Origin of the sequence: Microcoleus sp. Z1_A1, from assembly GCF_036700305.1 — a bacterium.
Lineage (GTDB): Bacteria > Cyanobacteriota > Cyanobacteriia > Cyanobacteriales > Microcoleaceae > Microcoleus.
Map to the genome: position 1 here is coordinate 1 of NZ_JAUBOR010000017.1, position 22,007 is coordinate 22,007.

21 protein-coding genes and 1 tRNA gene are annotated in these 22,007 nt (G+C 45.7%); 16 read left to right on the forward strand and 6 right to left on the reverse strand.

The annotated features are described in order from the left end of the window. Window positions 1-62: 62 nt before the first annotated feature. From QT973_RS13340 to QT973_RS13370, 7 genes are all read left to right on the forward strand, one after another. Window positions 63-863, forward strand: coding sequence for a DUF4058 family protein (locus QT973_RS13340; RefSeq protein WP_333233467.1), 801 nt, complete (start codon window positions 63-65; stop codon window positions 861-863). An 89-nt stretch (window positions 864-952) separates the two neighbouring features. Then, a complete protein-coding gene (locus tag QT973_RS13345) occupies window positions 953-1,171 on the forward strand; it encodes a DUF3285 domain-containing protein (RefSeq protein WP_333054708.1) in 219 nt (72 codons plus the stop codon). Window positions 1,172-1,376: 205 nt separating this feature from the next. Further along, on the forward strand, window positions 1,377-1,913 hold the full coding sequence (gene ybeY, locus QT973_RS13350) for an rRNA maturation RNase YbeY (protein WP_333054709.1): 537 nt from the start codon (window positions 1,377-1,379) through the stop codon (window positions 1,911-1,913). A 161-nt stretch (window positions 1,914-2,074) separates the two neighbouring features. Further along, window positions 2,075-2,584 carry a diacylglycerol kinase family protein gene (locus QT973_RS13355; RefSeq protein WP_333054711.1) on the forward strand — a complete coding sequence of 170 codons (510 nt, stop codon included), beginning with the start codon at window positions 2,075-2,077 and terminating at the stop codon, window positions 2,582-2,584. Window positions 2,585-2,764: 180 nt separating this feature from the next. After that, window positions 2,765-3,352: an aminodeoxychorismate/anthranilate synthase component II gene (locus QT973_RS13360; RefSeq protein WP_333054712.1), complete on the forward strand. Its 588-nt coding sequence runs from the start codon at window positions 2,765-2,767 to the stop codon at window positions 3,350-3,352. A 367-nt stretch (window positions 3,353-3,719) separates the two neighbouring features. Beyond that, window positions 3,720-4,502: an MBL fold metallo-hydrolase gene (locus QT973_RS13365; protein ID WP_333054713.1), complete on the forward strand. Its 783-nt coding sequence runs from the start codon at window positions 3,720-3,722 to the stop codon at window positions 4,500-4,502. Window positions 4,503-4,667: 165 nt separating this feature from the next. Continuing rightward, entirely contained in the window at window positions 4,668-5,276 is a 609-nt protein-coding gene (locus QT973_RS13370; protein ID WP_333054714.1) for a fasciclin domain-containing protein, read from the forward strand. A 239-nt stretch (window positions 5,277-5,515) separates the two neighbouring features. Here QT973_RS13370 and QT973_RS13375 read toward each other — a convergent pair whose 3' ends face one another. Both QT973_RS13375 and QT973_RS13380 read right to left on the reverse strand, forming a co-directional pair. Beyond that, window positions 5,516-6,433: a cobalamin-binding protein gene (locus QT973_RS13375; protein ID WP_333054715.1), complete on the reverse strand. Its 918-nt coding sequence runs from the start codon at window positions 6,431-6,433 to the stop codon at window positions 5,516-5,518. Window positions 6,434-6,523: 90 nt separating this feature from the next. Beyond that, window positions 6,524-9,211 (reverse strand): phospholipid carrier-dependent glycosyltransferase, encoded by a 2,688-nt coding sequence (locus QT973_RS13380; RefSeq protein WP_333391499.1) that lies wholly within the window; start codon window positions 9,209-9,211, stop codon window positions 6,524-6,526. 132 nt (window positions 9,212-9,343) lie between these two features. Between QT973_RS13380 and QT973_RS13385 the strand changes: the two genes are divergently transcribed. After that, a tRNA-Phe gene (locus QT973_RS13385) sits at window positions 9,344-9,416 on the forward strand. A 110-nt stretch (window positions 9,417-9,526) separates the two neighbouring features. Here QT973_RS13385 and QT973_RS13390 read toward each other — a convergent pair. The 3 genes from QT973_RS13390 to QT973_RS13400 all read right to left on the reverse strand — a co-directional run bounded on the left by QT973_RS13390 (window position 9,527) and on the right by QT973_RS13400 (window position 10,568). Then, window positions 9,527-9,712 (reverse strand): hypothetical protein, encoded by a 186-nt coding sequence (locus QT973_RS13390; RefSeq protein ID WP_333391501.1) that lies wholly within the window; start codon window positions 9,710-9,712, stop codon window positions 9,527-9,529. Between the two features lie 193 nt (window positions 9,713-9,905). Further along, on the reverse strand, window positions 9,906-10,061 hold the full coding sequence (locus QT973_RS13395) for a GYF domain-containing protein (RefSeq protein ID WP_333374279.1): 156 nt from the start codon (window positions 10,059-10,061) through the stop codon (window positions 9,906-9,908). Window positions 10,062-10,367: 306 nt separating this feature from the next. Next, window positions 10,368-10,568 (reverse strand): hypothetical protein, encoded by a 201-nt coding sequence (locus tag QT973_RS13400; protein ID WP_333270963.1) that lies wholly within the window; start codon window positions 10,566-10,568, stop codon window positions 10,368-10,370. Between the two features lie 113 nt (window positions 10,569-10,681). Between QT973_RS13400 and QT973_RS13405 the strand changes: the two genes are divergently transcribed. The 8 genes from QT973_RS13405 (at window position 10,682) to QT973_RS13440 (ending at window position 12,901) form a co-directional block, all read left to right on the forward strand. Further along, window positions 10,682-10,900, forward strand: a complete 219-nt coding sequence (locus QT973_RS13405) for a type II toxin-antitoxin system HicB family antitoxin (protein ID WP_333391503.1) — start codon at window positions 10,682-10,684, stop codon at window positions 10,898-10,900. A gap of 20 nt (window positions 10,901-10,920) precedes the next feature. Then, window positions 10,921-11,088 (forward strand): hypothetical protein, encoded by a 168-nt coding sequence (locus tag QT973_RS13410; protein ID WP_333391505.1) that lies wholly within the window; start codon window positions 10,921-10,923, stop codon window positions 11,086-11,088. A gap of 82 nt (window positions 11,089-11,170) precedes the next feature. Next, the gene (locus QT973_RS13415; protein ID WP_333054723.1) at window positions 11,171-11,503 is read left to right on the forward strand and encodes a DUF433 domain-containing protein; all 333 of its coding nucleotides are present in this window, start codon (window positions 11,171-11,173) and stop codon (window positions 11,501-11,503) included. Continuing rightward, window positions 11,478-11,810, forward strand: a complete 333-nt coding sequence (locus QT973_RS13420) for a DUF5615 family PIN-like protein (RefSeq protein ID WP_333103358.1) — start codon at window positions 11,478-11,480, stop codon at window positions 11,808-11,810. The genes QT973_RS13415 and QT973_RS13420 overlap by 26 nt, the downstream gene beginning before the upstream one ends. 18 nt (window positions 11,811-11,828) lie before the next feature. Then, window positions 11,829-11,960, forward strand: a complete 132-nt coding sequence (locus QT973_RS13425) for a hypothetical protein (RefSeq protein WP_333391507.1) — start codon at window positions 11,829-11,831, stop codon at window positions 11,958-11,960. A 147-nt stretch (window positions 11,961-12,107) separates the two neighbouring features. Next, the gene (locus QT973_RS13430; RefSeq protein WP_333202990.1) at window positions 12,108-12,362 is read left to right on the forward strand and encodes a type II toxin-antitoxin system ParD family antitoxin; all 255 of its coding nucleotides are present in this window, start codon (window positions 12,108-12,110) and stop codon (window positions 12,360-12,362) included. After that, window positions 12,352-12,729 carry a type II toxin-antitoxin system VapC family toxin gene (locus QT973_RS13435; RefSeq protein ID WP_333054727.1) on the forward strand — a complete coding sequence of 126 codons (378 nt, stop codon included), beginning with the start codon at window positions 12,352-12,354 and terminating at the stop codon, window positions 12,727-12,729. Before QT973_RS13430 ends, QT973_RS13435 begins: the two co-directional genes overlap by 11 nt. 46 nt (window positions 12,730-12,775) lie before the next feature. Next, complete coding sequence (locus QT973_RS13440) at window positions 12,776-12,901, forward strand: hypothetical protein (RefSeq protein ID WP_333391509.1); 126 nt, start codon at window positions 12,776-12,778, stop codon at window positions 12,899-12,901. 71 nt (window positions 12,902-12,972) lie between these two features. Here the strand turns inward: QT973_RS13440 and QT973_RS13445 are convergent, their stop codons facing one another. Beyond that, complete coding sequence (locus QT973_RS13445; RefSeq protein ID WP_333391511.1) at window positions 12,973-21,795, reverse strand: PA14 domain-containing protein; 8,823 nt, start codon at window positions 21,793-21,795, stop codon at window positions 12,973-12,975. Window positions 21,796-22,007 lie beyond the last annotated feature (212 nt).

A 22,007-nucleotide genomic window follows, 5' to 3' on the forward strand; every position in this document is an offset into this window, starting at 1 on the left:
ATCAATTACGCACTTGATTTAGCTAAACACTTCATCTTATCATGTTTGAGGTTGAAATTAAGATGCGTTTACCCTGGTTTCCAGGGATGAATCCTTATTTAGAAAGTCCTGAATTGTGGCGTTCGGTTCATAATAGGTTAATAGTGGCGATCGCAGATTTGCTGACTCCGCAACTGCTACCTAAATATTTAGTAGATATCGAACAAAGAATTTATCAAATCAGCGGCGAAGATGCTTTACTAATTGGAATTCCCGATGTTACGATACAGCGCTCACCAACTCCAGCAACCGAGACTACTTCTAATGTCGCCCTTGCTGCTCCGCCAGCCCAATCTTTGAAGGTGAGAATACCTTTACCGATGGAAGTAAAAGAAAGTTATTTGCAGATCGTCGAAACCGAAAATAAAAAGGTAGTGACGGTGATTGAAGTGCTTTCACCAACAAACAAGCGCCCCGGAAAAGGGCGAGAAATGTATGAAGAAAAACGAGAAAAGGTGTTTGGTATTCGCACTCATCTGGTTGAGATTGACTTGCTGCGAAGTTACCAACCCATGTTAGTTTTTGGTAACGATATTGAGGCAAGTTATCGAATTTTAGTGAGTCGCGGAAATCAAAGGCCTTTGGCGGATTTGTACCTTTTCAATTTACCCGATATGATTCCTCAGTTTCCCTTGCCTTTGCGCGCGGGTGATGCGGAACCAATTGTAGATTTACAAGCGTTATTAAATGGGGTTTACGATCGCGCCGCCTATGACTTTAGAATAGATTACACCGTCGCACCCGTACCTGCGCTTTCAGAATCAGATGCTGTTTGGGCGGATGCTTTGTTGTCCGAAACCAGCCTCCGACAATCTGAAACCTAAAAAATCCTACACAAAACGTTACATATTTGTTAACATCGGGACGAGCCTGTCCTCAACAGTCCCTCTCTTAACCTTCTAAACTAACCGTTATGAGTCAACATCCCTCAGCAATTCCCGCCTCCGAAGAGTCCGCCGAAACCCCGACAGCGCCGACAAGCACTTCACCTCCACCGAGTTATGTCAAGCTGGCGATGCGGAACATGGTTCGCAAGCGGGCGACTTCTTTGTTTCATTTTGCCTTGACAGCCGCCGGACTTTTAGGCGTACTCGTGGGTTTGGCTTTTCTCGATCGCTATTTCAATTCTTAATCGAGGATTCCAACAATCAGCCTCTAATTTCTGCTGATGTTTTTGATATTTCTTAATCTGGAGTTAAGCTGATTGTTCTGCCTGACTGTTGCAATCTCTAACAGATTACTGTATCTTGCCAGCAACAGCAAAATCCCCTGCCGTTCGATCGCGCCATTGGAATTTGTAAAAAATTGAATATATCCCTTGACAGGAGAGCAAAAAAATGTTAATAGAGGTGAACGTCGAGGACTGTTACGGGCTCGCCCAGCAGTCAGCCGACGCTTCCAACCTCCCTGAGAGTGCAGCCAGCGGGGAGATTGCAGCCGAAACCTGGGAAAATTGGTTTAGCGTTTGGCTGGAAAACCAGGGGGCGGATGTGCCAGTGGCCCCAGGCTACGAAGTCAGTCTGCGTTTAACCGCCGATAGGGAGATGCAAGCCCTCAACCTCCAGTACCGCCAGCTCGATCGACCGACGGATGTACTAGCTTTCGCAGCTTTAGAGGTAGACTGTCCTCAGCTAGAGGAAATGCAGTCATCTGAACCCCTATACTTGGGTGATATCGTCATCTCGATCGATACAGCTAACCGACAAGCCCAGCAGCAAGGACATCCCCTGAAGACCGAACTAGCTTGGCTGGCAGCCCACGGTTTTCTGCATCTTTTGGGCTGGGATCACCCGGATGAAGAAAGTCTGACTCAAATGCTCGATCGACAAGAAATATTGCTGCGGGCGATCGGTCTTGCGATCCAAACAGCATAACTGAAGTTGATGGTTACTTAACAAAGTATGTCAAGCCCAATATAAATTTCTGAAATTAAACCAAAACTTTAGTAAAAACTTAGAAAAGTTACCTAGACTTGATGAAGTTAATTTCAAAAGTTTAGCTTTCATTCATCTCTGTAAATTAAAGTTGGTTCTTTATGACACTAGATAGACCCTCAATTTCATCACAAATCGCACAGTTTCTGCCCATGCCTCAAGACTCTTCTAGCCAGACAGTCCAGGAGCCTAAAAAAGCCTTGAAATACAACCGAGAGCTGTCCTGGAAAATCGCATCTAGCTTAGCTACGAGTTTTAGATACGCTTGGGGGGGTCTGAGTTATGCTTTTGAAACTCAGCGCAATTTTCGGATTCACACTGTTATTGGCACTTTGGCGATCGGACTCGGCCTATTTTTGCAACTGAAACCTGTAGAAATATCTGTGATCGGCGTCACCATTGGCATAGTTTTAGCCATGGAACTGTTGAATACGGCGATCGAATCGGTGGTAGACTTGACAGTCGGGCAATCTTACCACGAACTAGCCAAAATTGCCAAAGACTGCGGTGCCGGAGCAGTTCTGGTATCGGCAATGGCTGCGATCATCGTCGGTACTGCACTTCTGCTGCCTCCTTTGTGGGCAGTCGTTCAAATTGCGATCGGCAGTTAGTAAATTATTGGCCTCAGCAAATTTTAGGTTTTAGATGACCAATGGGAGGTTTTTAGTTTTATTCGTCTATATTGCAGCTATTTTTATCTTGGGCATCTATCTAAAATCTTAAAACCCTTGCTTTCAGGGAGCGAGTTAACCTAAAATCTAAAATCTAAAACCTAAAATCCAACTTAACCCGTGATTATAGTAATCGATAACTACGACAGTTTTACATACAATTTGGTACAGTATCTAGGAGAACTCGGTGCCCAGTTGCCCGTAGCCAGCGAAGTGCAAGTCTACCGCAACGACCAAATTTCCTTAGCAGAAATTAGGCAATTGCAGCCGGCAGCAGTGGTGATTTCTCCCGGCCCGGGACGGCCGGAAGATGCGGGAATTTCTCTGGAATTAATCAAAGAATTGGGGCCGACTCTACCAATTTTAGGCGTGTGCCTCGGACATCAAAGTATCGGTCAAGTATTTGGCGGCAAAATTGTTTCTGCACCCGTGTTGATGCACGGCAAAACTTCTCAGGTAGAACACGCAGGAGTCGGAGTTTTTCAGGGCGTGGAATCGCCGATGATTGCCACTCGCTATCACAGTTTAGTAATTGAAAAGCAGAGTTGTCCAGAAGTTTTGGAAATTACCGCTTGGGTTGAAGACGGAACTATTATGGGCGTGCGGCACCGGGAATATCCGCATATTGAAGGTGTACAGTTTCACCCGGAAAGTATTTTGACGACTTCGGGAAAGCAATTATTGCGAAATTTCTTGGAACGGCTTTAGGATCGCGAATTAAATAACTTACAATTTTAATTGTTATTGTGGGATGGGCGGGACGCCCATCCCACTTTCAAGAGTGGAAGTTATTTAATTCTCATTCCTTAGTTAAATTTCTCTGAATTTGTAGGGTTCGCTTTTATAGAACCTTACGGTGAGAGTAGGGTACACATTTTCGCACCTGAACCGCCTCAAAAAGGATACAAGCCCCTCACTCCTGTCGTGGTGAACCCCAAATTTTAGACTCATGTTCGAGATTCCAGATTCAATGCTGCAAGTAAATCTAAAATCTAAAATCTAAAATCTAAAATCGACTGGCGGTGTTTTGTGGTATAACAACAGACGACCAACACCCGACAACCGCAATCACAAGATGAAACGGCGACAATTAATACGTTACGCACAGACGGGTTTGCTAGCAGCTTTCTTCACTGGTTTACCATCTGGATGGGAAAGCTATCAAGCTCAAACTGCTGATTCTTTGTCGATTCAGTGGTTGGGCCACACTTGCTTCTTGTTCGCCGGAGGCGGTGCGAGGGTGCTGGTGAATCCTTTTCGCCCCCTGGGCTGTACCGCAGGCTATCGTTCTCCTAAAGTGCCAACAGATTTGATTCTGATTAGCAGCCGGTTGCTCGATGAAGGGGCGATCGAGGGATTTGCGGGCAATCCCGGCCTTTTGTACGAACCGGGGGCTTACAGGTCTAACGGACTGCGGATTCAAGGGATTCGGACCCAAAAAGACCGTGAGGGAGGAAGGCGATTTGGGGTCAATGTGGCTTGGCTGTGGCAGCAAGCGGGCGTTAAGATTTTACACTTGGGCGGAGTTGCTGGCCCGATCGGCATTGAAGAACAAATCTTGATCGGGCGGCCCGATGTAGTGCTGATTCCCGTGGGCGGCGGCCCGAAAGCTTACACTCCGGCGGAAGCGAAGCAAACTTTGCAACTTCTCAAACCAAAGATGGTGATTCCGACACATTTCAAAACCCAAGCCGCCGATGCTGCTGCGTGCGATTTGGTGCCGCTAGATGAATTCTTGGCGCTGATGGATGGTACGCCGGTGCGCCGATTGAATAATGACACGATTTCGCTCAAATCTGCTGACTTACCCCAAACTGGTTCGGTGATTGAGGTTTTGAGTTACAGATTTAGCGGTTGATGCCAGATTTTTTAGGTTGCGTTATATTAAGGAAGTTTTGTTCGATCGGGGATGCAAGAGAATTTTCTCTCTACCTTAGCCTCTGGCAACCTTGCCTTTTGTCGAGATTTGGCTAACATAACAATTCATGTTCACGGTTTTATCTCATAAGGAAATGCAAGCGAAATGAAAAATCAAAATTTACCTAGTTGGATGAAACAACTCACAGGTTTCGCAGGAATAATCGGCGCTAGCGCGTTAATCGGTTTCCCGGCTTGGGCTCACATCACCTCCAACACCAATGTTGCTAATGCAACTCAAACTCAACAAGTTGCAGGAAATGGGAAAACCACTGCTTCACCGGCACCAATGGCTCAGGCTAAGGATATTGTCGCTATTGCATCTGGCGACGCTCAATTCAAGACGCTGACAAAGGCTTTGGGCTCTGCAGGTTTGGTGACAACTTTACAAGGAAAAGGCCCTTTCACTGTTTTTGCACCGACAGACGCGGCATTTGCTGCTTTGCCAGAAGGAACTGTGGAGAATTTGCTCAAACCGGAAAACAAAGCCCTACTTACTAAGATTTTAACTTACCACGTTGTTCCTGGTTCAGTTTTATCTACTAGCCTAAAATCCGGCGATGTAAAAAGTGTCGAAGGAAGTTCGCTGAAGGTGGCAGTTAGCACAGGCAAAGTTACTGTCAGCGGCGCTAATGTTGTGAAAGCTGATATCAAAGCTAGCAACGGCGTTATTCACGTAATTGACAAGGTGCTGATGCCGCCTGATGCGAAGTAAGACTAGCCGTTTTTGTATCAATTGATGTTAGATTCGGTTAAATGAAAGCGAAGTAAGGACACAACATTGTTGTGTCCTTATTTGTATGGCAGGCAATTCCGAATTAATATATAGCAATCGTTGCAGGAGTCGTAAATTTTTTACCCCACCCCAACCCTCCCCTTATCAAGGGGAGGGAGTAAGAAATTTACAAATGATTTAGGATTGCTATAGATAAAGCTTTAGCTAGCTGCGGGTATCTACAAAAATGGCTGCCAACCCTTACCCCGGTAGCCAAAATCGAAGATTTCGGGATGGAGAATTTCTGCTAAAATTTCTAACGAATCAACCAATCTCGGCCCCGGCCGATTAAAGTAAGAATTGCCGTCAGTTAGGTAAACTTTCCCCGTTTTTACTGCTTGCAAATCAGGCCATTCTGCGTATTTAGTTATCTGCCTTGCTTCGCTGCGAGTGCGACTTAAATCAAAGCCGCAAGGCATGAAAATAATTACATCGGGATTAGCTTCTACTAAAGATTCCCATTTTAACCAAGGGGAATGTTTCCCGACAATTCCAAACAGCGAATTGCCTCCCGCCATTGCGACTAATTCGGGCATCCAGTTACCCGCAGCCATCAAAGGTTCAATCCACTCGATGCAAGCTACTTTGGGTTTAACGGTTAATGTTTTGGTTTTTAAGATAATAGCATCGATGCGGGATTGCAAAAGGTCGATCGCACTTTTGCCATTTACGCCCAAAGCATCAGCAACTCGCTGAATATCCGTCCAGATTTCCGCTAGCAGATTCGGCTGCAAAGAAATAATTTCCGGCTTGCTATTTACCAGAGTGCTTACCGCTTGTTCAACATCCGCTAGAGAACAAGCACAGACTTCACATTGAGCTTGAGTAATAATGTGAGTCGGCTGCAATTTTTCCACAGTATCTATTTCTACTTTATACACACTCAGCGCATTTTGCAACAATTCTGTCACGCGGTTGTGAATTTCGCTGCTAGTTCCTTCGGGATTGAATTTAGGCTGAGTGCACACAGGTAAATTCTGGATTTCTGGGGGATAGTCGCATTCGTGGGAACGGCCCACAATTGCATCGGTTAATCCTAAAAGTGCTACAATTTCGGTGGCACTGGGAATTAGAGAGACAATTCTTGGTTGGTTCATTGGTTTTCTGTTTTTTACCGATTCGGAAGCACAGGCGAAGCACAGGCGGGACGCCCGTGCCACAATAAAAGGGATTGTTAAATGGGATTGTTAAATTTTTAGTTTTTTTAAGTATTGCAAATCTTGCCATGCTTGAATGAGATTACCTTGCATTAGTTGCGCTACACCGTTTAAAACTCTAATTTCCGGTAGGTTGGAGTTGAGAGCGAGAGCAGGTTTTAAGGCTGTTTGAGCGGCTTTGGGATGCCAGCCGTACAGGTGTACGAAAGCGAGATAGGCGTAAGCGTAAGGGTTTTTTGAGTCGAGTTGAGTGACTTTTTCTAAGGCGGCGATCGCACTTTGGACATTCTGCTGCAATACTCGCGAAAATGCCAAAGCATAAGCCAATTCTAGATTATTGGGTTCCTGTTTCAACCGATATTCTAACGCTTGTTCCGCTTGCACGGTATAATCTTGAATTGGATCGTATTGATTGATGCGCCCAATCTGCTCGAACACGGGTTCTAAACCAGGCAATCCTTTGGGTAAATTAACCGCCATCGCCCGCAATTGAGTCACCAAATCTAACTCAGGCTTATCTGTATTATCCTCATTATTCTCGTTCCCAGGCTCTGCCTGAGAACGCATATCCAGAGGCTCTGCCTCGATTTTAACACTAACTGCCGGCACATTAATCGGATAAGTTTCGCCGGTTTTCCGATTTAGATAAGTAGCTTGCAGATTGTAAGTGCCCGGTGCAATATTAGCAGGAGGAAGCATCGCCGTGCGATCGACAACTCGAAACCCCACAGCAAATTTATCCGCTTCCAGCATCCCCGGATGCAAAGTCGCCTGGCCGATCGCGCGATCGTGTAAAATCCTGAAAGTCTGTCCCGGTGGAATATCGCCAGACTGCTGATTTTCCCACGTTACCAACACTAAACCAGACTGCAACTGCTGCCAAGGCCCAGACCAAGTATATGTTACCGATAGCGCGACTCCCGGAACTGCTTTTCCCCCGACAGTAACTCGATCTAATTGTACTTGAGATCGCCCTTCATTCAACGGCTGTATTTCGACAGGCTGCACTCGCTTGCGATAAAGATTTAAATTAGTATAATCTGGCAAAATCCAAGTTTTATCTAACTCAAATTTATCACCTTTTTCAATTGCATTTACGGCGGCATTTTGAGCTTTTTTAATCCGTTCGCGAATCGAACCTTGCGGGCCAGTTTTAGTTACAAACCAAGAGAGCGATCGCACATCTTGCGGCACGTCTTTTAAATTCGTTCCCACCTGCCGCCCGTAAACCTGAAAATTCGCCAAAGCACCGTAATAATTAAAATTGTGCTGGTTAATTTCCGGCGTCGAAGGCAACACGCCTAAAGTAGATTGCAAATAAGGTTCCCGATCAATAATTTCGGCAATTACCTCTCGGTGCGGCCACTCTTTCCCCAAGTAAGGATAGTTAGAATTGCCGGGACTGATAATTTGAACTAAGCTATGTCCAAAAGCACCTCCCAGAGGCCACATATGCAACAGCATCGCCAGAATTGCCAAGCCAATTGTACCCCAGCGAATTTGTCGTCCCCACCGCGAAGGCCACAGCGTTAAACAGTAGGCTAAGAAAATAGATAAAACTGGCAAATAAGGTATACCATATCGGTCGTCTTTGTTGATATTTAGAGAATTAATTAAATAAGCTCCTACCCAGAAAACAGCCAGCCACCGACAGGAGTTGAGATAAAAGATAGACGAACTATCTTGCCGACGACGCCAATAAAGTATCAATCCTACTAAGGGAATAAGTAACAGAGGCCAAGAAATCTGTTCGGGTAAGCGTTGACCGTAGTAAATCCAAGCGTCGATCGTATTGAGGGCCGGATCTCCTTCGGCGATCGCCGAATCCACCGTTGCCCGTTTTCCCCCGGTCAAAATTAACAGCCAATTGGTTTTCGCCCAGGGCCCAAACACCGCCGCAGACAGCAACAAACTACCTGCTAATTGAGCTAATCTTCCCCAAGCTTTTTGGCGCACAGCACCAACAGCCAGCCACACAATCGGCGTAAACAGAAATAATACTGTAGTGTGTTTAACTAATATTGATAAACCGAGAGAAATTCCAAAGGCGATAGCCCAAAAGAAAGATGACGGGGAGAGGGGGAGATTGGGGGAGGGGGAGAATTTATACTTTTTCTTTGTTGGTTCTTCCAACTGAGTTCTATCCGTTACATCCGTTACATCCGTTATAAAATCCGTTGCCGAACTTCCTTCTTCCTTCTTTCCTTCAGAAGCCTTCCACATTGTCAGACAATAGAAAGCCAAAGTAATCGCCGCAGTGAGGGGATAGTCGAGTAAAAATTGCAAGCGCAGCCCATAAAGTCCGGGTAACAAAACGCAAATTGCAGCGGCCCACAAACCGACTTGCCGGTTAAATAATTGGACGCCCAGATTGTAGACTGAGGCGAGGAGAATTGCACTAAATAAGAGATGAACGAGGGTTGCCCGATCGCCCCCAGTACCGAAAACCTGAAGAAACGGAACGGTTAAGATGTATGCCAAGGGCGGAATTTTGGTCGAAAGCAGCCAGAAGTTTGTCCACCACTCCCCGGAAAGCCACTGAGGATGCTGCAACGCCTGCAAGTATTTCAGGGTGCTAGTCAGGTAGTCTGCTTGATCCCACGCCGGGACAGATCGATCGAAGGCAAACCAGAGGCGATCGCTAATTGCCCCCAGCAGCCAAATTATGCCTAAGACAAGCAGACTCTTGCCCTCGCTGTCCCGATGTTGCTGTGCCATTGCGGTTCTTGGATTTTAGGTTGCAGCTTTTAGCTTACAGGCGGGCGGTTCCGGGCGATCGAAAATTAATTTGAAAAAGTGCTTGCTAAATTCTGTATGTGTCTGCTAAGATAGTAAAGCGCGAAAAAACAAGCCGGGATAGCTCAGTTGGTAGAGCAGTGGACTGAAAATCCACGTGTCACGAGTTCAAGTCTCGTTCCTGGCATCGCAAAGCCCTCACAAAGTTGAGGGCTTTTTTTTATAAACTTGAACCCACAAAATAATCACCAATGGCATTCAAGTCTCGGCTTGCAGTTCGAGAGACAAAGCATCGGCTCATCCCTGAACCTCTCGCGCCTTGCGAAACTTTTCCTGCAATTGCTCGATCGCACTCTCTAAGGGAATTCCCTCACCCCGCGATAGTTCCGCCTCCGCTTCCTCCACCGAAGAGCGCACCTCCTCCACCCACTCCCAATAATGCTGGCGTGTTTGAGTCAAAGTCTGGAGGGCTTTTGTAATCACCTCTTCCGGCGAGCTAAACTGCCGCGCGTGCTAATTGCGCTTCGATCAATTTCACCTGCTCAGGACTCAAAGTAATATTCATAAAAATCTCCGGGAGTCTCGCTGACACAAATCCCTTTTCTAACAATAGCGCTACTTTCTGGGCCGCGCGATCGTCTTGGGCGCCGATCGACGTGCGGTGACGTGTACTGTCTTATTTTTGAGTGAGGTACGACGCTAATTCTGGAATTTCACCGCCGCGCTGCCACTCGGCTTCCCCGCGCCGCACTTTGGTTCTGGCTGTGATTTCCTCAATCTCCCATAATTGCAATTTGGTATAGGGCCCTTTGGCTTCACCGCTGCGAAACACGTACCATTGAGGAACTTCAGGAGTTGGCTGGGTCGATCGTCTTAGGATCGCGAATTAAATAATTTACACTCTTGAAAGTGGGTTGGGCGTCCCGCCCGCCCTTTCTGGACGGGCGGGACGCCCATCCCACAAGAACCATCACGCATTGTAAGTTATTTAATTCTCATTCCTTACTGACAAGCGAATTTCAAAGGTGGCATCCGTCACGTGATTTATCCGTGGAATCAATCCAAAATCTAAAATCGAAAATCCTCAAGAAAGAGCATTTATCTCGCGCAAGTCAATCTAAAATCTAAAATCTAAAATCTAAAATCTAAAATCGATTGGCTTCATCCGATTCATTCCAGTTGTGGCTTTGAGCTGATTTAGCTCTTGTTCTACCGGATTCGGAGGGGGTGAGTTAGAATTGGGCGATCGCTTTTTCTTAGCCTCCGGCTTACCTCTAGCAATTTCTACTTCGCGCGGCCACCCCCAGAAATGCCACACCGCCACCCACACTAGCGCCACGGCAGATCCTAAAATCTCTTCTTGTGTTGAGGATACACCATTGTATTTGGAGAAATTGTTAAAAAAAGCAATTCAAGAGTTAGAAACAATTCTTCAGCAGAGGAATCAGAGGAATGAATTACCGCTATAGTTTATTAATTCAATGGTCACAAAAGGATGGACTGTATTTGGTAACACTGCCAGAGTTTGCAACAATTGCAATGCAGCCCTGTACTTATGGGAAAACTTATGAAGAAGCGATCGCCAATGCTAAAGAAGCGAGCTCCAGCTACCTTGAGTATTGCCAAGAAGAAGATTTAGTGCCTCCGAGTCCGGCAATCGTGGCAGCTTAAATAAAAGTCGATCGCCCTTTTTGACTCAGAACAAAAGAGATATCGACTTTTCCATATCAAAAAGAGCGATCGCACTTGTTGACAAATTCCAAAAGGGCGATCGCTCTTTGCTGAGAAAAAGGGGTAAAGGGCGATCGCACTTTGTGACTAATTCCAAAAGGGCGATCGCACTTTTTGACTTATTCTAAAAGGGCGATCGGCTTAGTTGTCAAGTAGGCACGGTTTGGGATAAACTCATATAAATGCTAATTTGAATTTTGAGGAAATTCTATGACAGCAGTGATTGCGGAACATATTGAAATTACTCCGGGTGTTTGTGGCGGTAAACCGCGCATTGCCGGACATCGGATTAGGGTTCAAGATGTTGTAATTTGGCACGAAAAGATGGGAATGTCTCCTGATGAAATTGTGTCGCGGTATCCTACAATTACTTTAGCAGATGTATACGCAGCCTTGACTTATTACCACGACCATCTTGAGGAAATTCGACAACAAATTCGAGATAGCGATGCTTTTGTGCGGGAATTGCAAGCAAAAACTCCTTCCAAGGTACAGCAGAAATTGAGAGGGCAGAATCTTGGAAAAGATCCGATTTCATTGTGATGAACAAGTCGAACGGGCGATCGCAGAAGCTTTAAGAAGGCGCGGTATTGATGTCACGACTACACCGGAAGCACGACTTTTAGGTGCTGCGGATGAAGAACAGTTAGCTTTTGCGATTGCTCAAGAACGAGCAATCTTTACCCAAGATGATGATTTTTTAGCAATTCATCAACGCGGTTTAGAGCATTGCGGTATTGTTTACTGTCACCAAAACAGCCGTTCACTGGGTGAAATTGTGCGCGGTTTGATTCTGATTTGGGAGGTACTTGAACCGTCGGATATGCAGAACCATATAGAGTTTATTTGAAAAGAACGATCGCCCTTTTTGACTTATTCCAAAGGGGCGATCGCACTTGTTGACAAATTCCAAAAGGGCGATCGCCTTTGGTTGAGAAAAAGCAAGAAAGGGCGATCGCACTTTGTGACTAATTCCAAAAGGGCGATCGCTCTTTTTTGAGAAAGAGGAACTAAGGGCGATCGCTAATCTGCACTTACAAGCAAGGATCTCGCAAAATCTTCCCATCGCAAAAAATATTAAATAACAAAATTTGATAATTTTTGTTATTATGGGGTAGTAGTTGACTCAAATAGGTGACTCAACATCATGAATATATCCTTAACTCCTGAACTAGAGCAGTTTGTTCAATCAACAGTCAAAAACGGTAGGTACTCATCTGCTTCTGAAGTGATTCTGGCTGGGTTACAATTGCTAAAAGAACGAGAAGTTTTAGTTGTTTTGAATCCGGTTTCATCAGAGGAGAAGCAGAAATCCAGCTATGATTTCTCGGATTTAGTGGGGCGATTAACTTGGCAGGGAGATGCAGTAACAATGCAGAGGAATCTACGCGATGAGTGGTAATCGCTATGTGTTGGATACGAATGCGATCGTTGCTTTGCTTCAAGGGAATATTCAACTCATTGAATTACTTAAAGATGCGGATTGGATCGGAGTTTCAGTTATTAGCAAAATTGAGTTTCTGGTATTTCCTGGGCTGACTCAAGACGATCGTCAGATTTTTGAGCAGTTTCTGCAACGAGTGGAGGTTCTTGGTTTAGTAGCGATGGATGCTGTTTTGATTGAGAAAATCATTGAAATTCGCCAGCAACATCGCTTGAAACTACCAGATGCGGTTATTGCAGCAATGGCAATCCAAAATTCAGCAAGTTTGGTGACGGCCGATCGAGAGTTTGCAAAGGTAACAAGTTTGACGGTAATTAATTGGTAGAGATTGCCATCGATCGAGAAAAAGGAGTAAAGGGCGATCGCCCTTGTTGACGAATTCCAAAAGGGCGACCTTATTTGAGAAAGAGGAATTAAGGGCGATCGCACTTTCAGATGGGGGAGGAAGTACGATCGTTCTCCCTAAGAAAGCGGGTGAAAATCCGGGTATTAGATAATTGTAATGTCGGCTTGTTGGCTCACTCTACAATTCTACTAATACTATCACCTTACGGGGCATATACTGTTTTTATAGATTCCTTAATTTCCAGTAGGCTTCCAGAGGGCTTATTGACTTAGCCTGGTTGTATGTATGACCTTGGTGAACTTCCAAATGTAGGTGTTGAGACATCCAATAAGTACCCAAGTACGCACCATCGAAAACTGTACCAATCGTAGTACCAGCCTCTATCCGCGAACCAATCCCCACTGAATATTTTTCTAGATGTCCATAAATCCAAAGATTTCCATCATCACCTCTGACGCCTATAAAGTAATTACCAGCACTATTTTGCACTAGAGTAGTTGTACCTCCAACTACAGTTTTCACGGGGTTACCAGCGAGACCAGCCATATCAATGCCATAGTGTGTGCCACTGTAATTCGTGCTATCAAAGTATCCTGCTGTCATGGCTTTATAAGATCCAAAGATACCATTAGAAAGATCCGAGTAAACTCGTTTGACTGATGGTAAGCTTTCTCCATTTCCAGTTTGACCATCAAAAAATAAGTTATCCTTACTTTGATAGTTCCAGTTAGCCTTCGTCAAAGAAGCGAGATCGGGATAATATTTTCCACCTCCACCTACACCTGGATCGGGTTGTGACTGTACAGGCGGAGTAGGACGGTGGACTGTTGCTGTTTGACCATTGAAAGTAATGTAACCCCCTTCAAAGTTTTGACGAGTAACTCCTCCTTCCTGAAAAGGATCGCTAGTGGGATAACCTAACCAACCGGGGGCACCGTTGTCTGTGTTACGGTAAGCTTCCCAAATTTTGCCAGAAACATAATAGAAGACTGTCGTATTGTGACGGCGCATCAAAATGCCCCAACCATTCACCCCGCCATCAAAATCTTGGACATAACCATTACCCCACAAATGAACGTTATTAGTCGGTACACCAACTCGGTCATAGCCACCATGTTTATTAAAAACATCAGGCAATTCTATGCTCTGGTTATTGTTAGCTTCAAGACCGACAACAAAATCAGAAGCTTTCTCCATGCGAAGTTGAGCCGTTGCACCGCCACCATACTCCCGATATTTTAATTCCACTGGATATTGACCGGGCTGAGTAAAAGTTCCATAGCCAGTTGTCTGTGTTGCAACTTCTATCATCTTGTCAATGGGAACCTGACCATTTACTTCTACCTTAAAACCGTCATCGTGGTTGCCGACAAAGCGATAGGTTCCTCGGTCAAACGGTCGATTCGTCGTCCAGCGCACGGAGAAATTATCAGCTTGCACCCCAGGCCCAGGGCTACCAAGCACCCATTCTTTATGCAAATTACTAGCTGAAGGACTATCACCGCGAACCATAGCAGGACTTCCTGCCCAATCCCGATTATTGAAATATTCACCCCGCCAACTATCAGCAGGAATAGTCAAACGGTTGTTGAAATATTCGTAGTAAGTGGGATTCGTCATTCCCGGTGCCCAGAACAGCTTCCCATTTGGCAAATCCAGCTCATAAGCGCCATTGCCCAAATCCTTTTGAGAAGACAAAGGATAACCCAAAGCATTAGAACCACCAGCTTTTTGATAAGCCTCCCACAACTTGCCGAACACATAGCTAACAGTGGAACTTCCCGCTTTTTTCAACAATGCTCCCCGCCCCAAAGTACCTCGGAATTCCTGAATTTTATTACTCAAAGGATTCGGCGGTAACTGAGTAATCGCAACTCCAATCGCGCTTGTACCTAACTGAGTTGCCAAACTATTGTAGGCAGACTGCAAAGCAGGATCGATCGGGTAATTAAGGCTATTAGGAGAGTAATCCCAATCTAAATTCAGATAAGCTGGTGCGACATCTTCCGAGTGTTCGACTTGCAGCGTATGCAGTCCAGCCGGGAGAGTAATTTCTACTTCGTGACCGTTAAAAGGCGGATTGTTCCAGCGGTCAATAACCTTTTCACCATTAATATACAATCGCGCCCCGTCATCAGCTTGCAACTTAAACTTATAAGTGCCAGCAGGCAATTGTCGGTGAGTTGTCAGCCGCGATGAAAAATTATCCTGGTTAATTCGGCTGTCAGGGCTGCCCTCACCCCAGTTTAAATTCAATCCTGCGGTAGTAGAACCGTCCGTGCGAGTTACAAGAGGTGTCCCGCTCAAATCTCGATTATTGAAATACTCAGCAACCCAAGGTTCCTGTTGAACTAAACCGATAACACCTGGAACGGCTACTGGCGAAAATTGTAACTTCTGCCAACTCAGTTTATTCGCTGCAATCCCAGCATTTTCAAAATGCTCGACTCGAATTCTGTGATGACCTTTATCGAGTGAAACTAGCACCTCATTGCTAACAAATGGTTGGTTGCCCCACTTATCAATGACCAGCTTATCATCCACCCATACCCGGACACCATCATCGGCTTGACTGGTAAACTTGTAAATTCCCGGCGAATCGAAATAGCGAGTTGTTGCCCAACGATCTGAAAAATCGTCGTCACCAATGGGCACGCCCGCTTCATGGCTATTTCCCCAATCTTTATCTAAGAAACTCGTTCCGCCACCGCGATTTCCAGCGAAGTTGTTATCATTTAGATCCTTCCCTCGATAGAACTCACCAGCCCATTCTTTAGGAGGATTTGCTTGTTCCCACTTCAGCGTATTAGCGGCGGCACCACCATTCTCAAAATACTCCACCATGACCTGATGGTATCCAGGCTCAATAGCTGCGAAAGCTGTTTTCTTTTCAAACGCCGAGTCTTTCCATTTGTCAATAGTCAGTTTGCCGTCCACATAAACCCGTACTCCATCATCAGCTTGATTGATAAAGTTGTAGATGCCACCGTCAAAATAGCTAGTGGTAATCCAACGCGCCCCGAAATTATCTTCTTTAATTCCTCTGGTATTGGGCGGCCCCCCTTCACCAGCCGCGAACCGCAATTCACCTTTTTGTTCGTATTGCGACCACTGCGGAAAACCAACTAAATTATTATTATTCCAATACTGACCATGCCAGTCCGAAGCGCTACCATGACCGCTATCTGGTGGCAAGATTTCTATTGCCTTAGTATTGTAAGCAATGGTTGGCATTCCTTCTTTATAAAGAATGTAACCTCCCTCAAAATTCTGAATAATCCAACCGTCAGCCAGACCTATTTCACCGCTAGTGGGGAATCCCAGAAAGCTGTTTTCCCCTCCTAAGTCGAAATACTTCCCAGCCATCCCGCCAAAGATAGGAAACGTTCCATTCTTAGACTTGAGAATGACACCGCCTTGGAAATTTTGTCGTTGGCCAGACTTAGTGAAGTAACGATCGGAAGTCGGATATTTTAAAATACCGTCAGCACCGCCAGTTGCTAAAAGGGTTGTCCAGAAATCGTTGCCAACCCAGTAAGAATTATCGTTGGCGTTTGATTTCATAATCGCGCCTTTGCCGTCAGATCCTCCCTCAAAATCTTGAGTGTAGCCTTGGGCCCAAGGATGGACTTTATTAATCGGATAGCCAATTTTGGAAATGCCGCCATTGCGCTGATAGCTGTTGAGATAAGTGTCGTGAACTGCTCCGCCATCGTAACCGACCGGGCGCAATTCACCTGTCCAGTTTTTTAGAAGATTTGACGCTTCCCACCGCAGGTTATTAACTGCATTTCCAGCATTTTCAAAGTATTCGACAACTACCTTATGTTGACCCTTCGGTACGGCGACAAAAGCATCATTGCGAGCAGCAGCTTGGTCTTTCCACTTGTCAACAACTTTGACACCATCAATGTAAACTCTCACGCCATCATCTGCCTGACTGATGAAGTTATAAAAACCGCCTTCAAAATTGCTAGTGGTTTCCCAGCGGGCTGAAAAGCCATCAGCAGGAATTCCAACAGTTCCAGATGGAACTCCCCCAGCAGAAAATCGCAATTGTCCCGGCGGTTCGGCGCGAGTAAAAGTTGGATTACCTGAGAGATTTTTGTTATTCCAAAATTGCACTTGCCACCCCCCTGTGCTGCCGTGAGGCGACGGCAATACTGTAACGGGCTTTGGAACCGGAACTGGCAGCAATGGCAACGCACTCGAACCCAAAGCGTACCAACTTTGCTGCCCATTTGGCTGCACCATCAAATATCCGTTCTGGTAGTAGTGAGTGGTTACTTGATTGCTGACTACTGTCTTTATAAACGAGCCTGCATTAGCTGGCACTTTTCCTTGTCCGGGTAAAAGGGCAGGGGGGAGAGGTTGTGGCTGCGCTTGAACAGGTGGTAGCGGGGTAGATCCGGGTGCATTCCCGAAAACAACTGCACTTGCCATCCAGTTATTTGTACCTGCGATCCGATACCACCGCTCATCGGGTGTTCCTAGTTGCTCGTCAGGAATGCGCTCCCCATAAGTCCAGCCGTCAAATTGGATAGTTGCTTGATAAGGAGAGACACTCACGATCGCAAAATTAGTTCCGGGGCCCGATCGCACATTTGCACCATTAGTCGGCATTACCCAAGCAGAAAAGTTGGCTGATTCGACAGTGGGCCACAAGGGACTAGCAGCCGCTCGTTCGCTAGGTGTTACCTTCCCTTCACCACTCCATGTTTCAGGAACTAACATTGCTGATACGTCATACTCTTGCGGTATCGTAGCTAGAGCCAAAGCGACAGCAGCTTCTAAATTTACCACTCCAGCACCCGTCTCGCCATCCCAATTGGGAGTCTTTAAATCAGTAGCTGTATCCTTGATGATTTGAATTACTTGGCGATAACTCAAACTTGGATTCGCCGCCCAAACTTGCGAAACCGCACCCGTGACTTTTGCAGTCGCCACCGAAGTCCCCGCCATCGTACCAACTCCATCACCAGTAGTGGACAACACTGGATTTTCCACTGTTCCCCCGTCGGCCATGATATCCAATCCGCGACCGTAACTGGAATAGTCCGCGCGATCGTAAGCTTTAGAAAGTGCAATTTCATCATTAATTCGTTCCGCCGCACCGACAGTAATAATGTTGTCAAATTCCTGGGAAGCTTGACCCAAAACTGACATCACACCGCCATCGTTACCAGCCGCAACTACCAGCAATACGTTATGCTGACGCGCATATTCGATCGCACTTCTTTCCTCCGGCGTAAATTCATAGCGAGTAGTAACGTTACCATCTGGATTGATTTGAGTTAAATCTAAACTCAGGTTGACAACAGCATTCGGTTGATTCGACTCGATCGCAGCATTGACAAATTCAACCAAAGATTCCGCCCACTGTCCAGAACCGATCGCACGCCCCACCCACAAAGGCGCTTGATCGTTCACCCCATCAATGCCCACACCATTGTTTTGAGTTGCGCCAATAATCCCTAAAATGTGCGTACCGTGTTCGTTGCCTTCACCTGTCGCCAGTAAAGGGTTAGCATCATTAGAAACGCGATCGCGCCCTAAAATAATCCGTGAATAGTCAATATCAGGATTATTGCCGCTGAAACCCGTATCAATTACACCAACTAACGGCTGATTTGCTACAGGAAACTCCAATTGTACTGGTTGAACAGTTTCAACTGGTTTAGGTGCGACTTTCACAACCATATCTTCCAGCCGCGAAATCAACGCCGCTGTATTGTCAGAAATAGGAGTCGATTCAGTTTGCTCCCTCAACTTCTCAGTCATGGCTTCTAAACGAGCGATCGAAGTGCGATCTATAATACTCTCCTCAACAATATCCGCACTACCCAAATTACTCAAACGCTGTTTAATGCTATCCAACCGCGCAATCCAATCAGCATTGACATTATTATTGTTTTGTGCTACTTCCTGCTTAACCGGTTCAGTCACCGCCGCAGTCGAATTATTCTCAATTGGTTTTGCAACAGTTGGAGAAATTGGCAATAACTCTTTTGGTGCAGCATCATTAACACCAGCAGTCTCAGTCTGAGTAACTATCTCCTTGTTCCGCAAGTCTACAGCAGTATTCGTACCTACAACTGGCATAGTTTTCGCTGCTGTCGGCGGCACAATCGCTGGAGTTTCTTTCGGCTCAATAGCCACTGTTGGCTGACTTTCCTTCACCGACTCTACAGGATTTGCGGCTACAACAACTTGAGGAGTTTCAGTTTTCTCTACCTCAGTTACTAAAGCCGGCTTTGTTTCTACTTTCGCCTGAGTTTCCGCTGGCAAAACTTCGGGTTTTGTTTCTACCTTTGTCAGAGTTTCCGCTGGCAAAACTGACGGCTGAGTTTCTACTTGTGTCAGAGTTTTCGCTGGCAAAACTTCGGGTTTTGTCTCTACCTTTGTCAGAGTTTCCGCTGGCAAAACTTCGGATTTTGTTTCTACTTTTGTCAGAGTTTCCGCTGGCAAGACTTCGGGTTTTGTTTCTACCTTTGTCAGAGTTTCCGCTGGCAAAACTGACGGCTTTGTCTCTACCTTTGTCAGAGTTTCCGCTGGCAAAACTGACGGCTTTGTTTCTACTTTCTCAGTTGGTATCGTTGCAGCAACTTCCGTCTCAGTAGTAGATTTAGCTGGCAAAGTTGGCATCGCTGGTGCTTCGGTAACTTGGTCTTTTACCTCAGTTGTCGCTGCGGGAATAGGCGTTTTTTCAACTGGTAAATTTTCAGTCGAATCCGCCACAGTATCTTTGCCAGCAGTTGGTGTAGTTGTCGCACCTGTTGTCGGCTTTGTATCTACCTTTTCGGTAGTTTCAACCTGAGTCGAATCACCCGAATTATTCGCAATATCTTTGACTTCTTCCTCAGTCGTCACCGCTGGAGTAGTAGGCTTTCCATCTACCTTTTCGGTAGTTTCAACTTGAGTCGAATCACCCGAATTATTCGCAATATCTTTGACTTCTTCCTCAGTCGTCACCGCTGGAGTAGTAGGCTTTGCATCTACCTTGTCGGTAGTTTCAACCTGAGTCGAATCACCCGAATTATTCGCAATATCTTTGACTTCTTCCTCAGTCGTCACCGCTGGAGTAGTAGGATTTGCATCTACCTTATCCGTTGGTACAACCTTGGTTGCATCAGTAGTATTGGTGTCGGTATTTGCGACAGGCGCTGGAGTTTTTGGAGTCTCTATATCTGAAGTTGATGGATTCAGAATTTCCGTTTCTAAATCATCAAGTAAATCGGATAGTTCAGCATCTACATTTGGTTTTGTTTCCGGGGTAATGTAAGGTTTCGCATAAGCAATAAGTGCCTTGCCCAAATCAGTTTTCCGCCACTCTTTATCGGGGTTAATCACACTATCCACCAAAGCAGTTGTTGCCGTCGCACCCCGCACTTGGAAAATGATATCGTTGTAATCCCTGTCAGTCCCCGAATCTAACCGCATATCCTCCATGACAAAGGTATTGCCTTCCCCCGTGACATCGGCAATTTGACCAAAGTGAAATCCCTCCACAGGATTCGCCATTGCCATTGAAAATAAAGGACGTTGAGCGCCGCCAGCAGTCGGATTATCAAACACAGACTTGACACTACCGTTGGGTACCAACATCACCCCATATTTACCCCCAGCAGTTACGGCAAAACTTTTGACTCCTAGGTAGACTCCTTCGTTGGCATTATTCTCTCCTAAGAAACCGGAAAACCGTGCACCTTCTGTAGCATCATTAATCACTACATGACCTTTCACCGAGTTACTTAAAGAACGCGCAGCTACTTCTTTAATGAATGCTTCCGAACCAGGTTCAAATTTGTCTAAATCGTCTAAGCTGAAAATAGCTAACTCACCTTGGAACCTCCCACCATCAAATGTGTAGTCTATACTGATGCGACCAGTTTCATCGGTAGTAAATACCCCCGATGTAAAGGGAGAAATTAACTTTTTATCCGTAGTCGGTTCGGGTTCTTTTTGGGTTTCAGTTGTTGCTATGGTAGTAGTTGAATTCTCTTTCTCTGTTTCTTCCCCGTTGCTAGTGTCAGTATTTGTTTCGTCTTCTGGCTTGCTGGCATCTGGGGAAATAGTAACTACAGTCTCGCCTGTTTTTGGTTCTTGAGTGGCAACTGTTTCGCCTGCAACTGCATCTGTTTTGGCGGCGGCTGTGCTATTTAGATTGTTTGTGGCAACAGTTTCGCTGGGTTCTTCGGGTGTTGAAATTGCCGAATCGGTTGGCTTGTCTTGTGCGATTTCCCCCGCTGATGTAGTCTCTTCACTTGTTGGCAGTTCTTCGCTAGCAAATTCAGTCGTGGCTACAGGTTTTTCCGGTTCAGATGTGAGAGTTGTTTCGGAGGTGTCTGGGACTGATTTTTCGGTAATTGTTGATGTTGTTTCAATTGCCGAGTCAGTCGTGGAAATAGGTTCTTCTGGTTCAGACGTGAGAGTTGCTTCGGAATCTGTAGTAGCTGGTTTGTCGGTAGTTGTTGATGTTTCTGTGGCAGATTCAGTCGTTGCTACAGGTTTTTCTGGTTCAGATGTGAGAGTTGTTTCGGAGTCGGTAGTGACTGGTTTGTCGGTAGTTGTTGATGTTGTTTCTGCGGTGACAGTCTTGTCTTCAACAGGAGTTCCTGTAATTACATCTATGTTTGCAGTGGGTTTTTCCGAAGTTTCGGCGCTGTTTGAGGGAAGTAGAGAATCTGATTGTGCACCGGTGAGGGTGTCTGCGTCGGATGATTTTTGAGTGCTAGTTGGTGCTAAATTCAGCGTGTATTTGATGTCGCCACTGATTTGCAAAACTTTGACTGAATAGTCTCCGGCTAGTAAGCTGTCAACACTAATTGTTTCTGCACTGGTTCCCGCGTTTGTGGAACTGTAAAGTGGTGCGCCACTAGAGTTTAACAAAAATACGTCGGCATTCCCGCTCAAACCGTCGATCGTGAATTTGAAACTTCCCGGACTGTTGAGGTTAAATTTGTAAAGGTCAAAAATATTTGTAGTGTCAACACTACCTGTGTAGGTTTTGCCGTCAGCCAATGCCCCGATGTTAAGTTCAGTCATACTACCCCTGAAAAATAGTTGGTTGAAAACGCTCTTAATTATCTATCTGGGGGAAGTTGAGGTTTTTATGCGAAGCGCGGTGAATCGTTACATAAGTTTACATTAGGGTTGCCGATCGCCCAAAATTTGCAATCTACCCGCATTTAATGTACTTGGTGATGTTGCTTCAAACTCTTGTGAGGTGGGCAGGAGAGTCCGCGCAAATCTACAAT

What these genes read in the sequence shown, in the direction of transcription:
- QT973_RS13340 (WP_333233467.1), top strand. Translation starts at nt 63, where the DNA reads ATGCGTTTACCCTGGTTTCCAGGGATGAATCCTTATTTAGAAAGTCCT.
- QT973_RS13345 (WP_333054708.1), top strand. Translation starts at nt 953, where the DNA reads ATGAGTCAACATCCCTCAGCAATTCCCGCCTCCGAAGAGTCCGCCGAA.
- ybeY (WP_333054709.1), top strand. Translation starts at nt 1,377, where the DNA reads ATGTTAATAGAGGTGAACGTCGAGGACTGTTACGGGCTCGCCCAGCAG.
- QT973_RS13355 (WP_333054711.1), top strand. Translation starts at nt 2,075, where the DNA reads ATGACACTAGATAGACCCTCAATTTCATCACAAATCGCACAGTTTCTG.
- QT973_RS13365 (WP_333054713.1), top strand. Translation starts at nt 3,720, where the DNA reads ATGAAACGGCGACAATTAATACGTTACGCACAGACGGGTTTGCTAGCA.
- QT973_RS13370 (WP_333054714.1), top strand. Translation starts at nt 4,668, where the DNA reads ATGAAAAATCAAAATTTACCTAGTTGGATGAAACAACTCACAGGTTTC.
- QT973_RS13375 (WP_333054715.1), bottom strand. Translation starts at nt 6,433, where the DNA reads ATGAACCAACCAAGAATTGTCTCTCTAATTCCCAGTGCCACCGAAATT.
- QT973_RS13380 (WP_333391499.1), bottom strand. Translation starts at nt 9,211, where the DNA reads ATGGCACAGCAACATCGGGACAGCGAGGGCAAGAGTCTGCTTGTCTTA.
- QT973_RS13405 (WP_333391503.1), top strand. Translation starts at nt 10,682, where the DNA reads ATGAATTACCGCTATAGTTTATTAATTCAATGGTCACAAAAGGATGGA.
- QT973_RS13415 (WP_333054723.1), top strand. Translation starts at nt 11,171, where the DNA reads ATGACAGCAGTGATTGCGGAACATATTGAAATTACTCCGGGTGTTTGT.
- QT973_RS13430 (WP_333202990.1), top strand. Translation starts at nt 12,108, where the DNA reads ATGAATATATCCTTAACTCCTGAACTAGAGCAGTTTGTTCAATCAACA.
- QT973_RS13435 (WP_333054727.1), top strand. Translation starts at nt 12,352, where the DNA reads ATGAGTGGTAATCGCTATGTGTTGGATACGAATGCGATCGTTGCTTTG.
- QT973_RS13445 (WP_333391511.1), bottom strand. Translation starts at nt 21,795, where the DNA reads ATGACTGAACTTAACATCGGGGCATTGGCTGACGGCAAAACCTACACA.